At 76.3% G+C, this 13,442-nt stretch carries 14 protein-coding genes and 2 tRNA genes; 8 read left to right on the top strand and 8 right to left on the bottom strand.

Annotated elements, in window-relative coordinates; all coding sequences use genetic code 11:
* Positions 1–26: 26 nt before the first annotated feature.
* Complete coding sequence (locus tag ACH34S_RS23950; RefSeq protein ID WP_395954998.1) at positions 27–1,484, bottom strand: benzaldehyde dehydrogenase; 1,458 nt, start codon at positions 1,482–1,484, stop codon at positions 27–29.
* Between the two features lie 399 nt (positions 1,485–1,883).
* On the opposite strand from ACH34S_RS23950, the gene ACH34S_RS23945 reads away from it, so the two are divergent.
* Both ACH34S_RS23945 and ACH34S_RS23940 read left to right on the top strand, forming a co-directional pair.
* A tRNA-Asp gene (locus ACH34S_RS23945) sits at positions 1,884–1,956 on the top strand.
* A gap of 40 nt (positions 1,957–1,996) precedes the next feature.
* A tRNA-Arg gene (locus tag ACH34S_RS23940) sits at positions 1,997–2,071 on the top strand.
* A gap of 17 nt (positions 2,072–2,088) precedes the next feature.
* Here ACH34S_RS23940 and ACH34S_RS23935 read toward each other — a convergent pair.
* Positions 2,089–2,808 carry a TetR/AcrR family transcriptional regulator gene (locus tag ACH34S_RS23935; protein WP_395954997.1) on the bottom strand — a complete coding sequence of 240 codons (720 nt, stop codon included), beginning with the start codon at positions 2,806–2,808 and terminating at the stop codon, positions 2,089–2,091.
* A 121-nt stretch (positions 2,809–2,929) separates the two neighbouring features.
* On the opposite strand from ACH34S_RS23935, the gene ACH34S_RS23930 reads away from it, so the two are divergent.
* Together ACH34S_RS23930 and ACH34S_RS23925 are read left to right on the top strand one after the other, a co-directional pair.
* Positions 2,930–3,925 carry an ATP-binding cassette domain-containing protein gene (locus tag ACH34S_RS23930; protein WP_395954996.1) on the top strand — a complete coding sequence of 332 codons (996 nt, stop codon included), beginning with the start codon at positions 2,930–2,932 and terminating at the stop codon, positions 3,923–3,925.
* The gene (locus tag ACH34S_RS23925; RefSeq protein ID WP_395954995.1) at positions 3,922–4,776 is read left to right on the top strand and encodes an ABC transporter permease; all 855 of its coding nucleotides are present in this window, start codon (positions 3,922–3,924) and stop codon (positions 4,774–4,776) included. The genes ACH34S_RS23930 and ACH34S_RS23925 overlap by 4 nt, the downstream gene beginning before the upstream one ends.
* A 62-nt stretch (positions 4,777–4,838) precedes the next feature.
* On the opposite strand, the gene ACH34S_RS23920 is transcribed toward ACH34S_RS23925, so the two are convergent.
* Both ACH34S_RS23920 and rsgA read right to left on the bottom strand, forming a co-directional pair.
* On the bottom strand, positions 4,839–5,372 hold the full coding sequence (locus tag ACH34S_RS23920) for a GNAT family N-acetyltransferase (RefSeq protein WP_395954994.1): 534 nt from the start codon (positions 5,370–5,372) through the stop codon (positions 4,839–4,841).
* Positions 5,369–6,466, bottom strand: coding sequence for a ribosome small subunit-dependent GTPase A (gene rsgA / locus ACH34S_RS23915; RefSeq protein ID WP_395954993.1), 1,098 nt, complete (start codon positions 6,464–6,466; stop codon positions 5,369–5,371). The genes ACH34S_RS23920 and rsgA overlap by 4 nt, the downstream gene beginning before the upstream one ends.
* Positions 6,467–6,753: 287 nt before the next feature.
* On the opposite strand from rsgA, the gene ACH34S_RS23910 reads away from it, so the two are divergent.
* The 3 genes from ACH34S_RS23910 (at position 6,754) to ACH34S_RS23900 (ending at position 8,895) form a co-directional block, all read left to right on the top strand.
* A complete protein-coding gene (locus ACH34S_RS23910) occupies positions 6,754–8,010 on the top strand; it encodes a hypothetical protein (protein WP_395954992.1) in 1,257 nt (418 codons plus the stop codon).
* Between the two features lie 101 nt (positions 8,011–8,111).
* Positions 8,112–8,411: a 4a-hydroxytetrahydrobiopterin dehydratase gene (locus tag ACH34S_RS23905; RefSeq protein WP_395954991.1), complete on the top strand. Its 300-nt coding sequence runs from the start codon at positions 8,112–8,114 to the stop codon at positions 8,409–8,411.
* Positions 8,412–8,421: 10 nt separating this feature from the next.
* The gene (locus ACH34S_RS23900; RefSeq protein WP_395954990.1) at positions 8,422–8,895 is read left to right on the top strand and encodes a TIGR00725 family protein; all 474 of its coding nucleotides are present in this window, start codon (positions 8,422–8,424) and stop codon (positions 8,893–8,895) included.
* Between the two features lie 34 nt (positions 8,896–8,929).
* Here the strand turns inward: ACH34S_RS23900 and ACH34S_RS23895 are convergent, their stop codons facing one another.
* From ACH34S_RS23895 to ACH34S_RS23880, 4 genes are all read right to left on the bottom strand, one after another.
* A complete protein-coding gene (locus tag ACH34S_RS23895; protein ID WP_395954989.1) occupies positions 8,930–9,721 on the bottom strand; it encodes an SDR family NAD(P)-dependent oxidoreductase in 792 nt (263 codons plus the stop codon).
* A 29-nt stretch (positions 9,722–9,750) separates the two neighbouring features.
* Positions 9,751–10,575: a hypothetical protein gene (locus ACH34S_RS23890; RefSeq protein WP_395954988.1), complete on the bottom strand. Its 825-nt coding sequence runs from the start codon at positions 10,573–10,575 to the stop codon at positions 9,751–9,753.
* Positions 10,576–10,671: 96 nt separating this feature from the next.
* On the bottom strand, positions 10,672–11,193 hold the full coding sequence (locus ACH34S_RS23885; protein ID WP_395954987.1) for a pyridoxamine 5'-phosphate oxidase family protein: 522 nt from the start codon (positions 11,191–11,193) through the stop codon (positions 10,672–10,674).
* Between the two features lie 104 nt (positions 11,194–11,297).
* On the bottom strand, positions 11,298–12,218 hold the full coding sequence (locus ACH34S_RS23880) for a LysR family transcriptional regulator (protein WP_395954986.1): 921 nt from the start codon (positions 12,216–12,218) through the stop codon (positions 11,298–11,300).
* An 84-nt stretch (positions 12,219–12,302) separates the two neighbouring features.
* On the opposite strand from ACH34S_RS23880, the gene ACH34S_RS23875 reads away from it, so the two are divergent.
* Positions 12,303–13,385 carry an aminotransferase class V-fold PLP-dependent enzyme gene (locus ACH34S_RS23875; RefSeq protein WP_395954985.1) on the top strand — a complete coding sequence of 361 codons (1,083 nt, stop codon included), beginning with the start codon at positions 12,303–12,305 and terminating at the stop codon, positions 13,383–13,385.
* The last annotated feature ends 57 nt before the right edge of the window (positions 13,386–13,442 follow it).

Genomic DNA, 13,442 nt, shown 5'->3' with positions numbered 1-13,442 from the left:
GTGGTCCGCCAGGGCGCGGGCGGCGGTCAGAACGGGTAGGTGGCGATCTGGTCGCGGACCGTGACCCACTGCGTCTCGGTGAACGCCTCGATGTTGGCGTCGGGCCCGCCGAACCGGGATCCGTTCCCCGAGGCCGCCAGGCCGCCGAACGGCACGACGGGCTCGTCGTTGACGGTCTGGTCGTTGATGTGGACCAGCCCGGTCGGGACCGCGTCGGCGATCCGCATCGCCTGACCCACGTCGCCGAGGATGCCCAGCGACAGCCCGTACTCGCTGGCCGCGGCGAGCGCGATCGCCTCCTCGGTGGTGGAGAACGGCACGACCGGCGCGACGGGCCCGAACACCTCCTGGGCGTAGGCGGGCATGTCGGGGGTGACCTCGGCCAGCACGGTCGGGCGGTAGAACAGGCCCTCGTAGGTGCCGCCGGCGGCGAGCCGGGCCCCGGCCGCGACGGTGCCGCGGACGAGTTCGTCGACGTGGGCGAGCTGCCCCTGGTCGATGATCGGGCCGAGCGCGACCTGCCCGGACGCGGGGTTCCCGACGGCGAGCTTGTCGGCCTTGTCGGCCAGCGCCGCGACGTACTCCTCGTGCAGGCTCTCGTGCACCAGGTGCCGCCCGGAGGTCATGCAGATCTGCCCCTGGTGCAGGAACGCGCCCCACGCGCCCGCCGACACCGCGTCGGTGACCTTCGCGCCGGGCAGGACGATCAGCGCGTTGTTCCCGCCGAGTTCCAGGTGGGCGCGCTTGAGGAGCCGCCCGCACACTTCGCCGATCTTGCGTCCGGCGGCGGTGGAGCCGGTGAAGGACACCACCCGTACCTCCGGCGCAGCCACGACCGCCTCACCGGGCTCGCGGCCGCCGGGCAGCAGGTGCAGCAGCCCTTCGGGCAGCCCTGCCTCCTGGAAGATCCGCGCAAGGACCACCCCGCCGCACACCGCGGTGCGCGGGTCCGGCTTGAGCAGCACGGCGTTGCCGAGGGCCAGCGCCGGCGCGACCGACCGCATCGACAGGATCACCGGGAAATTGAACGGCGCGATCACGCTGACCACACCGGCGGGCCGGCGCCGCGCCAGGCTCCACCGCGGCTGCGCCGACGGAAGCACCAGCCCCTGCGGATGGGACGCCAGCGCCGCGGACTCATAGCAAAGGCTCGCCGCGAAATGCGCCTCCAGCTCCGCCTTGGGCGGGATCGACCCGGACTCCCGGACGATCCACTCCTGGATCTCGGCGGCGTGGTCCTCGAACAACCGCCCGGCGCGGCGCAGCACCGCCGCGCGTTCCTCATAGGTCTGGGCGGCCCAGTCGCGCTGCGCGGAGGCGGCGGCCTCGGCGGCGCGCTGGACGTCCGCGGCGGACGCCTGCCCGAGGGTGCCGAGCGTCTCACCGGTCGCGGGCTCGGTGACGTCGTAGACGCCGCCGGCCGCGGCGGTCCAGCCGCCGTCGAAGATCTTCCCGGTCCAGACGCCGGGGTCGAGCAACGCCATCGCTCCTCCTCGCTTACGGGGTTGTGCGCGCGGACCCGCGCACGCACGCAGATCCCCGGATTCCACCCTCACCATGCGAGGGCCGCGCGGGAACTTTCCCGTTCCATTCAATGGAAACGGCCCCGGCGGGAAATTGCGTTGCGGACGGGCCCGCGGCCGGGGCACCCTGGAGATCACAGGGGGCGCCGGAACACCCGGCCCCCAGGTCAGGTCACGGGAGGGAGCGGGTCATGATGCGCCGACGGCGACCCCGCGACCGCGACCCGGCCCGCGCCGCCCGGCCCGCGGCCCCCTGACCGCCCGGCGCCTTCCCGCGCGGCGGCCGCCTGCGCGCCTGGTGACCGAGCGGCCCTTCCCATCTCCGGTTCCGTTGTCGCCGGTTCCGTTTTCGACGTTCACGACCTCGTAGCTCAGCGGTCAGAGCACCGGCCCGTCACGCCGGACGCCGTGGGTTCGAATCCCATCGGGGTCGCCGGCCCCGCCCCCGCTGTCACCCTGGGGGCGGGGTCCCTCTCCCCGTAGCTCAGCGGACAGAGCACCGGCCTCCGAAGCCGGGAGCGCAGGTTCGATCCCTGCCGGGGAGACCACCCCCGCCCCTCGGGGTTCAGGGGGGCGGGAGGACGGCGGCGATGCAGTCCAGGACGCGGTCCAGGCCGTAGCGGAACTGCTCGTCGGGGGTCATGTGCGGCAGCCGCGCGTCCACGACGATGCGCTCGAACATCGGGTACGCGCCGCTGCTGAGCAGTTCGCGGACGTAGGGGCCGCTCTGCGACATCCACCGCTCGGGCGTCATGCCGCTGCGCTCGCTCTCGCGCGCCCATTCGATCTCGCTGCGCACGACGCGTTCGACGTAGCCGCCGAGCATGTCCAGCAGGGTGAGCATCTGGTCGATGGGGACGCCGACGTCCAGGGCGCCGAACGCGAACTCCGTCAGCCGCAGCCGGTTCGGGCCCGGGACGGCGCGCGGGTGGTGCAGGCTCGCCAGCCACGGGTGCCGCTTCCACACCGCGCGGGTCCGCTCGGCGAACAGGGTCAGGTCGGCGCGCCAGTCGCCCGACGGGCGGGCGGGCATGTCCATCTCGGCCAGGACGTGGTCGGCCATCAGGTCGATGAGGTTGTCGCGGGAGGGGACGTAGCGGTACAGCGACATCGCGCCGGTGCCCAGGTCGGCGGCGATGCGGCGCATGGACGCGGCGTCCAGCCCGTCGGCGTCGGCGATCCGGATCGCCGCCTGGGTGATCTGCGCGCGGCTGTAGGCGGGGCGGGGCCCGCGCCCCTGCCGCTCGGGGACCGACCAGATGCTCACGAACTCGCCGTCCGACACCGGACCCCCTCCGCTTCCGCCTCGCCTTCCGAGCATCCTAGTTGCGTACGACGTACCCAGTTGTTTACCCTGACGTCCATCAGTTGCGTACATCGTACTCAGATAGTGCTGGAGGCCCCTTGTGACCGACGAACCGATCGTGGTCGCCGAGGCGCTGCGCAAGCGCTTCGGCGGCACCCGGGCCCTGGACGGCCTCGACCTCGCCGTCCCCGCCGGGACCGTCTGCGGCGTCCTCGGCCCCAACGGCGCGGGAAAGACCACCGCCGTGCGGATCCTGGCGACCCTCGCCGACGCCGACTCCGGCACCGCCCGCATCGCCGGGTACGACGTCGCCCGCCACCCCGACCGGGTGCGGGAGCGGATCGGGCTGGCCGGGCAGTACGCCGCCGTCGACGAGAAGCTCACCGGCCGCGGCAACCTGCGCATGTTCGGCCGCCTGTACCACCTCTCGCGCCGCGACGCGCGCCGCCGGGCGGACGAACTGCTGGCGCGGTTCGGGCTCGCCGAGGCCGCCGACCGGCAGGTCGCCGGCTACTCCGGCGGGATGCGCCGCCGCCTGGACCTGATCACCAGCCTGATCCTGCGGCCCCAGGTGCTGTTCCTGGACGAGCCCACCACCGGCCTGGACCCCCGCGGCCGCGGCGAGATCTGGGACGCCGTCCGCGAGCTCGCCGCCGACGGCACCACCGTCCTGCTCACCACCCAGTACCTGGAGGAGGCCGACCGGCTCGCCGACGACATCGCCGTCGTCGACCGCGGCCGCGTCATCGCCACCGGCACCCCCGACCGGCTGAAGGCGGCGATCGGGGACCGCCTCGACGTCGTCCTGTCCGATCCCGCCGAGGCCGGCGGCGCCGCCGCCGTCCTGCACCGCCTCACCGGCGCGCATCCCGCGCTGGACGCCGGGCACCTGTCGGTGCCGCTCGCCGCCGGGACCGTCCGGCTCGCCGACGTCGTCCGCGAACTGGACCGCGCCGGCGTCACCGTCGCCGACGTCGCGCTGCGCCGCCCCACCCTGGACGAGGTGTTCCTGCGCCTCACCGGCGGCCCCGCCCAGCCTGCGGAAAGCACCCAAGCCGCCGAAGCCGCCGGGCGGCGGAAGGAGGCGCTGCGATGACCGCCCTCAACGCGCCGGCCGCCCCGCCCGGGCCGGTGTCGCGCGCGGGACGCCTGTACTGGACGCTCACCGACGGCCTCACCCTCATCGGACGCGAGTTCGCGCGGCTGCGCCGCGAACCCGGCGAGCTCATCGGCGCGCTGATCTTCCCCGCGACGATGGTGGTGCTGTTCGGGTACGTGTTCGGCAGCGCCATCGCCGTGCCCGGCGGCGGGAACTACCGCGAGTACCTGATGCCGGGCCTGTTCGCGATGGTCACCTTCACCGCCACCATGGCCGTCACCCTGCGCGTGGCCACCGACGCCTCCCGCGGCGTCATGGACCGCTTCCGGTCCATGCCCGTCGCGCGCTCCGCCGTCCCGTTCGGGCAGACCGGCGCCGAGATCCTCAGCGGCATCCTCGGCATGGCGATCATGGCCGGCGCCGGGCTGCTGGTCGGGTGGCGCGCGCACGGCGGCGTGTGGCCCACCGTCGAGGCGTTCGGGCTGCTGGCGCTGATGCGGTACGCGCTGAGCTGGGCCGGGTGCTACCTGGGGCTGGTGGTGAAGAACGAGCAGACCGCCGACCAGCTGATCCCGCTGGTGTTCCCCGTGACGATGCTGTCCAACTCCTTCGTCCCCACCGGCGGGATGCCCACGGTGCTGCAGGTCATCGCCGACTGGAACCCCGTCAGCGCGCTCACCGCCGCCTGCCGCGACCTGTTCGGCAACCCCGGCGCGCCCGCGGCCGGGCCCGGCGCCGACCCGGCATGGCCGCTGGCGCATCCGGTCGCCGCGACGCTCGGCTGGTCGGTGCTGCTGGCGGTCTTCGTCCCGCTGTCGGTGCGGACCTACCAGCGCCGCGGCCGCTGACACCGCACCGAACCAGCAGAGGGCGGGGCCCGCGGGCCCCGCCCCCTGTTCTCACGCGCCGCTCACACGCCGAACGGGGCCGGGTAGGCGACCGTCCCGGACGGGACCGGGCCCGGGCCGTCCAGCACCAGCGCCATCAGCGCCTCGTCGGGCACCTCGAACGCCACGCCGACGCCCAGCGACGACGCCCGCGCGAACCCGAACCTCGGGTAGTACTCCGGATGCCCGAGCACCACCACCAGCCGCTCCCCGCGTCCCGCCGCCGCGCGCCCGGCCGCGGCCGCCAGCACGGCCCGCACGGCCGCGCCGCCCGCGCCGTGCCGCTGCCACTGCGGCAGGACCGCCACCGGCGCCAGCGCCAGCGCCCCCGACTCCTCGGCCGGGCCCGCGCCGACACGGCACCGCGTCGCCAGCGCGTACCCGGCGACGGCGCCGCCGGGGGCCTGGGCGACCATCGACAGCTCCGGCACCCACGCCGCGTCCTCGCGCAGCGCGTCCACCAGGTCCGCCTCGGCGGCCGTCGGGAACGCCGCCCGCACCACCGCGCGGACCGCGCCGCGGTCCCCGGGCCGTTCCCGCCTGGTCGTCCACCTCATCGGTCGCGCCCCCTGTCCCGGTACATCTGCCGTTGCGCCTTCTTGATGGTCTTCCACCGGTTGTCGCGCTCGGCGCGCAGCCGCGCGTCGCCGCGCGAGGCCGCCCACTCGTTCTCGCGCAGCAGCCTGCGGTAGCTGTCCAGGCGGCGCCCGGGCAGGGTGCCGTCCTCGATGGCGGCGAGGACGGCGCAGCCGGGCTCGGTGTCGTGCGCGCAGTCGGCGAACCGGCACCGGGCGGCGAGCTCCTCGACGTCGGCGAACGTGCGCTCCAGGCCCTCGGACGCCTCGAACAGCCCGACGCCGCGCAGGCCCGGCGTGTCGATCAGGACACCGCCGCCCGGCAGCGGCAGCAGCTCCCGCCGCACCGTGGTGTGGCGGCCCTTGCCGTCCTGCTCCCGGACCGCGCCGGTCGCCAGGACCTCCGCGCCGAGCAGCGCGTTCCCGAGCGTGGACTTGCCCGCGCCCGACGGCCCGAGCAGCACCACCGTCCCGGCCAGGACGGCGCGGACGGCCTCGACGCCCTCGCCGGTCGCGGCGCTGCACGACACCACGTCCACGCCGGGCGCGGCGGACGCCGCCTGCGCCTCGGCCCCGGCGGCGTCCGGCGACCGGTCGGACTTGGTGAGGACGACCACGGGCCGCGCGCCGCTCTCCCAGGCCAGCGCGAGCAGCCGCTCCACCCGGCCCAGCGCCAGCCGGGCGGCCAGCGACACCGCGATCGCGACGGTGTCGACGTTGGCGGCCAGCACCTGGCCGCGCGAGTCCCGCGCCGCCGACGACCGCACGATCGCGGTCCGGCGCGGCAGCAGCGCCGCCACCGCGGGCCGCCCGTCCGGGCCGTCCGGGCGCAGCGCCGCCCAGTCGCCCGTGCACGGCACCAGCGGCGGATCGTCAGGGAAGGCGGAGGCGGGGACGGGGCCGGCGGAGGCCCGCAGCGGGCCGGTCTCGGCGACCACGTCGCACAGGCCGCGGTCGACCGCGGCCACGCGCGCGGGGATCAGCCCCGCCGCGCGATGAGAGGTGAACTCGTTCTCCAGGGTCGTGTCCCAGCCGTAGGCGGCCAGCGGCGACGACCCCGCTGAAGGGGAAGACAATGTAAGGAACCTTCGCGTGAAGGGCCCCGGCACGGACGCGCCGCAACGAACGAGCGGTGCGGGAAGCGGTCAGCCGGCGGCCCGGGAAATGAGGACGGGCTGAATGCTGCGGGCAGCAGCCACCGCAACGACGGCCATACGTCCACACCTCCTCACGGGTCCGCGCCGACTCTACCGCCGCCCGCCGGACCCGTCCAACCCGATTTCCGTGACCGCCACCCGGAACCGGCGGAGCAGTTCGGAAGTTATGGTGATTTGTGGGGCGGATCGCGAGGAGGGGGCGTGGCGTGGACGACAACGACACCGTGGACCTTGGCAAGACCGCCCGCACAGAGCGGGAAGAAGACACAGAGCAGAAAAACACGGAGCAGGAAGACAGGGAGCGGAAGGACGGGGAGCGTCCCGGGACCGGGCTGGCCGAACGCGCCGGGCGCGCCGACCAGGCCGCCGCCGAACGCCTGGAGCGGATCTGGGACGGGCTGGCCCCCGCCGCCGCGTCCGCCGCGCGGATGGCCGTCACCGCCGGACAGCCCGTCACCGCGGCCGCCCGCGAGACCGCCGAGCTCGCCGCGACCCGCATCCTGGAGCAGCTGTCGGGCACGCCCGCGATGAAGGCCGTCGAGCAGGCCGCCCGCGACGCCGCCGTCCGGGCCGCGAGCGCCGCCGCCGAGCGGGCCGTCACCGAGGCCCGCAACGCGGCCGCGGCCAACCCCGCCACCGCCGGCGCGTTCGAGGCCGCCGCCACCGCCATGACCCTCGCCGAGCAGGCCGGGCGGCAGGCCGCCCGGCACCCGATGGCCGCCGCCGCGCGCCGGCTCGCCGCCGGGAGCCCGCTGGCCCGCGCCGCGACCGCCACCGCCCGCGACGTCGCCGGGCGCACCGTCACCGCGACCGTGTCCGCGCCCGTCGTGCAGGCCGCGACCCGCACCGTCGTGGACGCCGCCGTCGACACCGTCGCCGACGCCGCCGTGGACGCCGCGATGATCGCCGCGCGGGACGTCGTCGCCCGCGTCGTCCGCGAGACCGCCGAGCAGGCCGCCCGCGACCTGGCCGCCGGGCTCCGCGACCGCGCCCGCGAGACCGCCGCCCGCGCCGCCCGCGACACCGGCCTGGACCCCGCCGACCTCGCGCCCCTCACCGGCGCCGCCCGCGGCGCCGGGGACCTGCTCACCGCCGCCGCCGGCAGCGCGTTCGCCCGCACCGCCCGCGACCTGGCGCTGCGGGCCGCCGCCCGCGCCAGCGCCGCCGCGATCGAGGCCGTCCTGCGCGAGCTGATCCGCGACGCGCTCAAGCTCGCCCTGAAGGACACCCTGCGCGGCCTCATCATCGACGTCTCCCGCGACGTCGTCGTCGACGTCGCCAAGACCACCTGGACCACCGCCACCCGACCCGCCGCCACCGCGAAGGCCCCGGCCGCGGCCGTCGTGGTCGAGGCGACCGCCGAACCCGCCGGCGACGTGTGGGCCGAGGCCACCGCGGACGTCGCCGTGACGATCACCGCACAGGTCGTCGAGGAGAACCCGCCCCGCGACGACGCGCCCTGACCCGCGTCCCCCCGGGCGCCGCCCGGACACCGCCGTGATGTACTCGAAGGAGCCTCGAAAACCGAGGCCGCCCTCGCCGACGAGACACGGAGGGACACCCGATGGCCGACCTGCTCGACGACACCGCCGTCGCCGGCCGCCTGCGCGACCTGCCCGCCTGGACCCGCGACGGCGACGCCATCCGCCGCCAGGTGAAGGCGCCCTCGTTCCCGGCCGGGATCGACGTGGTCACCGACGTCGCCCGCGCCGCCGAGGACGCCGACCACCACCCCGACATCGACATCCGCTGGCGCACCCTGACCTTCACCCTCACCACCCACAGCGCCGGCGGCCTCACCGGCAAGGATTTCGACCTGGCCGCCGAGATCGACGCGATCGCCGCGCGGCACGGCGCCGGGTAGCGGGGCGGCCGTGCCGGTGCAGGTGGCGGTGTGCGGGCCGGGCGAGTGCACCGAACGCGAATGGGACCACGCCCACCAGACCGGACGGCTCCTGGCCGCCCGCGGCGCCGTGGTCGTCTGCGGCGGGCACGGCGGTGTCATGGCCGCCGCCGCGGCCGGTGCCCGCGCCGCCGGCGGGATCACCGTCGGGCTGCTGCCCGAGGCCGACCGCGCCGCCGCCGCGCCCGACCTGACCGTCGCGCTGCCCACCGGCCTCGGCCAGGCCCGCAACGCGCTCATCGTCAACGCCGCCGACGCCGTCATCCTCGTCGGCGGGTCCTGGGGGACCCTGTCGGAGCTGGCGCTGGCGATGCGGCGCGGCGGCGTCCCCGTCGTGCAGCTCGGCGGATGGCGGATCCACGACCAGGACGGGCACCCGCCCGGCGGGATCGTCCACGCCACCGGCCCCGAGGACGCGGTCCGCGCCACCGGCCTGTGGCCCTGACAGGCGCAGCCTCCCGGGTGGGGGAGCGGCGCTGCTAGTGGGCGGAGAAACCGCCGTCCACGAAGATCGACTGGCCGGTGACGTAGCCGGCCGACGCCGACGCCAGGAACACCGCCGCGCCCGCGAAGTCGCCCGGCAGGCCGTTGCGGCCCGTCATCGTCCGCGCGGCCAGCGCCTTCACCGCCGCCGGGTCCGACGACAGGCGCGCGTTCAGCGGCGTCATCACGAACCCCGGCACCAGCGTGTTCGCGGTCACGCCCCGGCCCGACCACGCCTCGGCCTGCGACCGGGCCAGCGCCACCAGGCCCGCCTTGGACACCCCGTAGGCGCCGCTGGTCACCGACGCCCGGAACGCCTGCTGCGAGGCGATGTGGATCAGCCGCCCGAACCCGCGGGCCGCCATGCCGGGCCCGAACCGCTGCCCGAGCAGGAACGGCGCGTCCAGGTTCACCGCCATCGTGGCGTCCCACACCTCCTCGCCGAGCTCGTCCATCGGCGGCCGCAGGTTGATCGCCGCCGCGTTCACCAGGATGTCCGGCTCGCCGAACGCCGCCACGGCGCCGTCCGCCGCCGCCGCGACACCCGCCCGCGACCCCAGGTCCGCGCTGACCGCCGCCGCGCGGCAGCCGTGCTCTTCCAGCTCCCCGACCGTCGCCGCCAGCTCCGCCTCCCGCCGCGCGACGACCACGACCGCCGCGCCCGCCCGCGCCAGCGCTCGCGCGATCGCCCGGCCGATGCCCGAGCTGCCGCCCGTCACCACCGCTACCCGGTCCTCCAGCGAGAACAGCTCCGACAGGTACGGGACGGGAGAAGGGCGACCGCTCATGATCGCCGAGTGTACGGGGGCGGGCCGGGTCACCTCTCGCCCGGATCTCCGGCCGGGCGGGAGGGGGCGGGACGCGCATCGGGCCCCCGGGCCGCGTCCGACTCGGGCGTCTCGGGTGCCGTGGGCGGGGCCTCGTGGGCGCCGGACGTCTTCCTGCGGCGGCGGGCCTCGCGCGCGGCCACGACCACCGCGATCATGATCGGTGCCCAGAACTTCGCGGTCGCCAGCAGCGCCGCCAGCCACGGCGGCGCCGACAGGTCCGGAAGATCGGGCAGATCCGGCCAGGGGACGTCGGGCCACGGGATCGACGGCCTGTCCACGTCCGGGAACGGCACGTCCAGGCCGGGCCGCGGGATCCACCTCAGCAGCATCCGCACCAGCACGCCCAGCCCCAGCAGCGGGAACACCACGCGCCCGGCCGCCGCGGCCACGTGCCGCGAGGCGTACAGGAACGGGTGCGCCCGGGCCAGCGCCTCCCGCCGCGCCGCGCGCGTCCCTTCGGCGGGCTCGAACGCGACCCTTTCCGGTTTCCCGTCCTTCCCGGTGCCGGTTCCCTTCTCCAGGCTGACGCGCCCGGGGGCGTCCCCGTCCGGTGCCCGGACCAGGTCGCAGCGGGCCGCCTGCCCGTCGGCCAGGCCGAGGACGTCGAACACGACCTCGACGCGCATGTCCCCGTGCGGCAGCGACGCCTTCAGCCAGTCGGTCGTGGCCTCCCCGGCGGGTGCACCGTCCACGAACAGGCGCACGACCCGGTTCCACCCCTGGCGCGCGGTCTCGGCCTCCAGCCGGTGGCCGTCATGGTCGAGCCTCCAGCGGCCGGCGGGCGCGCCGCCCGGCGAGATACCTGCGCTCATGCCGCCCAGTCTCCGCGCCGCCGGGCGCGCGGGAATCGCCCGAACGGCCACGCCCGGTAGACCAAAGTCGACAGATCATCGACCCCCGGCGGGGGCTCAGGCGAAGCGCCAGCGGGTCGCGCCGAACGGCTCGGTGATGCCGACCGCGACGACGGTGTGGAAGGTGAAGCGGTACACCTGCCACGGCGGCGGGCCCGCGCTCTGCGCGCTGAACGGCGCCGTCAGCGCGTCGCCGTCCACCTGCGCCGGCCAGCCGCCCTCCCGGTAGCCGGCGGCGATCGGCTCCAGCACCGCCGGGTCGGTGACGCGCCGCGCCTCGCCCTCCAGCACCACGTCGGCGACCGCCGTCCGGATCGAGAACGTGCACGCCGGGTTCGCCGCCAGGTCGCGGGACTTGCGGGTGCCGGGCCCGCTGGTGAAGTACAGGTCGCCCGCGTACCACTGCGCGCCGACGCCCGCCGCGTGCGGGCGGCCGTCGGGCCGGGCCGTGCCCAGGAACACCGGCGTCTCCATCTTCGGCAGCGCCGCGGTCAGCGCGTCGCGCACGGTGCCCCACGCCAGCTCCCCGCCGCCGTAGATGTCTAGATTGCGGGCCTCGATGGGTTCACGGTCGGTCATCGTCGTCCTCCTCCGGTCGTGCGCTGTGTCGCGCCTGTCACCCATGCAGACCGTGCGCGGCGGCCGAACTCATCGCCGCCGGCCGCCGAGACCCCTGCGCGGGATCAACGCCGCTGACCGGCGGGCGGCTCGGGGTAGGCGGCGGCGACGGCGGTGAGCTCGTCCAGGAACGCCGTGACGGCGGGCGGGCGCGGGCCGGCGGGGACCAGGGCGGTGATCAGGCGGCGGCCCGCGGCGGGCACGTCCGGCGCGGCGACGCCCGGCTCGGTGTGCAGGCCCAGCGCCAGCGCCGGGAGCGTGGTGACCGCCAGGCCGCGGGCGACCAGCCGCTGGATCGCGACGTGGTCCTCGGTGGTGTAGGCGATGTCGGGGACGAACCCCGCCCGCCCGCACGCCCACCGCAGATGGTCGCGGCACCGCGCGCACCCCGACGCCCACCTCTCGCCCGCCAGATCCTCCAGCCGCGGCCCGGCGGCCGCGGCGAGCGGGTGCGCGGCGGGGACGAGCAGCCGCAGCGGGTCCTCGCACAGCGCCACCTCCCGCAGCCGCGCGTCGGTGTCGGGCGGCAGGTAGGCGTAGCGGAACACGACCGCGACGTCGGTGTCGCCGCCGCGCAGCAGCGCCAGCGCCTGCGGCGGGTCGGCGTCCACCAGCGTGACCGACACGCCCGGCGCGCGGGCCCGCAGCCGCGCCAGCGCGTCGGGCAGCAGGCCCCCGGCGGCGGTCGGGAACGCCGCGACCCGCACCCGCCCCGCGCGGAGCCCGGCGATCGCGGCGATCCGCTCCTCGGCGTCGTCCATGCGCGCCAGGACGTCCTCGAGGTGCTCGACCAGGACCCGGCCCGCCTCGGTCAGCCGCACGCCGCGGCCGTGCCGCACCACCAGCGGCGTGCCGACCTCGGCCTCCAGCCGCGCGATGTGGTGCGACACCGCGGGCTGGGTGTAGGACAGGGACCGCGCGGCGGCGGTCATCGAGCCGAGCCGCGCCACCTCCCGCAGGATCCGGCCCCGGTGCAGGTCCAGCATCCCCGCAACATATCAACCACGCTTATGGGCGCCCAAGAGAACATTACTTTGTGCTATGGGCGGGTGGTGGCCGACGATCGGTGCATGAGCCTTTCCATCGCGGACGCGCGGCGCGAGTTCGGCGCCGCCGTCGCCTACCTGGACACCGCCACCTACGGGCTGCCGCCGCGCGCGGCGCACGAGGCGATGCTCGCCGCCGAGCGGGACCGCGCCGCCGGGCTGCTGCACGCCAGGGGGCTGGACGCGGCGGTGGCCCGGTCCCGGGAGGCGTTCGCGCGGCTGCTCGGCGTGCCCGCCGGGCGGGTCGCGTGCGGGCCGCAGGTGTCCTACTTCGTCGGGCTCGTCGCCGCGTCGCTGCCCGCGGGTGCGCGCGTGCTGGTCGCCGACGGGGACTTCACCTCGCTGCTGTGGCCGTTCGCCGCGCGAGACGGGCTGCGGGTGCGGTCGGTGCCGCTGGAGCGGATCGCCGAGGAGGTCCGGCCCGGCGACGACCTGGTCGCGGTGTCGGCGGTGCAGTCCGCCGACGGCCGCCTCGCCCCGATGCGGGACCTGATCGGCGCGGCCCGCGCGCACGGCGCCCGGATCCTGCTGGACGCCACCCAGGCCGCCGGGTGGCTGCCGCTGCCCGCGACCAGCGTCGACTGGCTGGTGTGCGGCGGCTACAAATGGCTCCTCGGGCCCCGCGGCACCTGCTTCCTCACCGGCACCGCCGAGGCGCTGGACGCGCTGCCCGCGATCGGCGCCGGCTGGTACGCCGGCGCCGACGTCTGGGACTCGGTGTACGGGCTGCCGGTGCGGCTCGCGGCCGATGCGCGGCGCCTGGACCTGTCCCCGGCGTGGCAGTGCTGGGCCGGGCACGCGCCCGCGCTGGAGCTCCTCGAACGCGTCGGCGTCCAGGCCATCCACGACCACGACGTGGCGCTGGCGCGGCGGTTCCGCGCCGCGCTCGGCCTGCCGCCCGCCGGACCGGGCGGCGAGTCGGCGATCGTCGCGGTCGACGTCCCCGACGGCGCCGCCGCCGCGCTCCGCGACGGCGGGGTGGTCGCCTCGGTGCGGGCGGGACGGCTGCGGTGCTCGTTCCACCTCACCACCACCGAGGCCGACGCCGACAAGGCCGCCGCGCTCCTCGCCCCGCTCCTGGACCGCCCCGCCCGCCTACGGCGCTGAAATCTGCGGCGAAGTTCTTACAAGGTTCGAACAAGGCGCCTTGACCGGCGCCGTCCG

The organism is Actinomadura sp. 3N508 (genome assembly GCF_044326375.1).
In the GTDB taxonomy this organism is placed as follows: Bacteria; Actinomycetota; Actinomycetes; order Streptosporangiales; family Streptosporangiaceae; genus Spirillospora.
The sequence above is the reverse complement of the archived record's forward strand: the minus strand, read 5'-3'. Positions and strand labels throughout refer to the sequence as shown.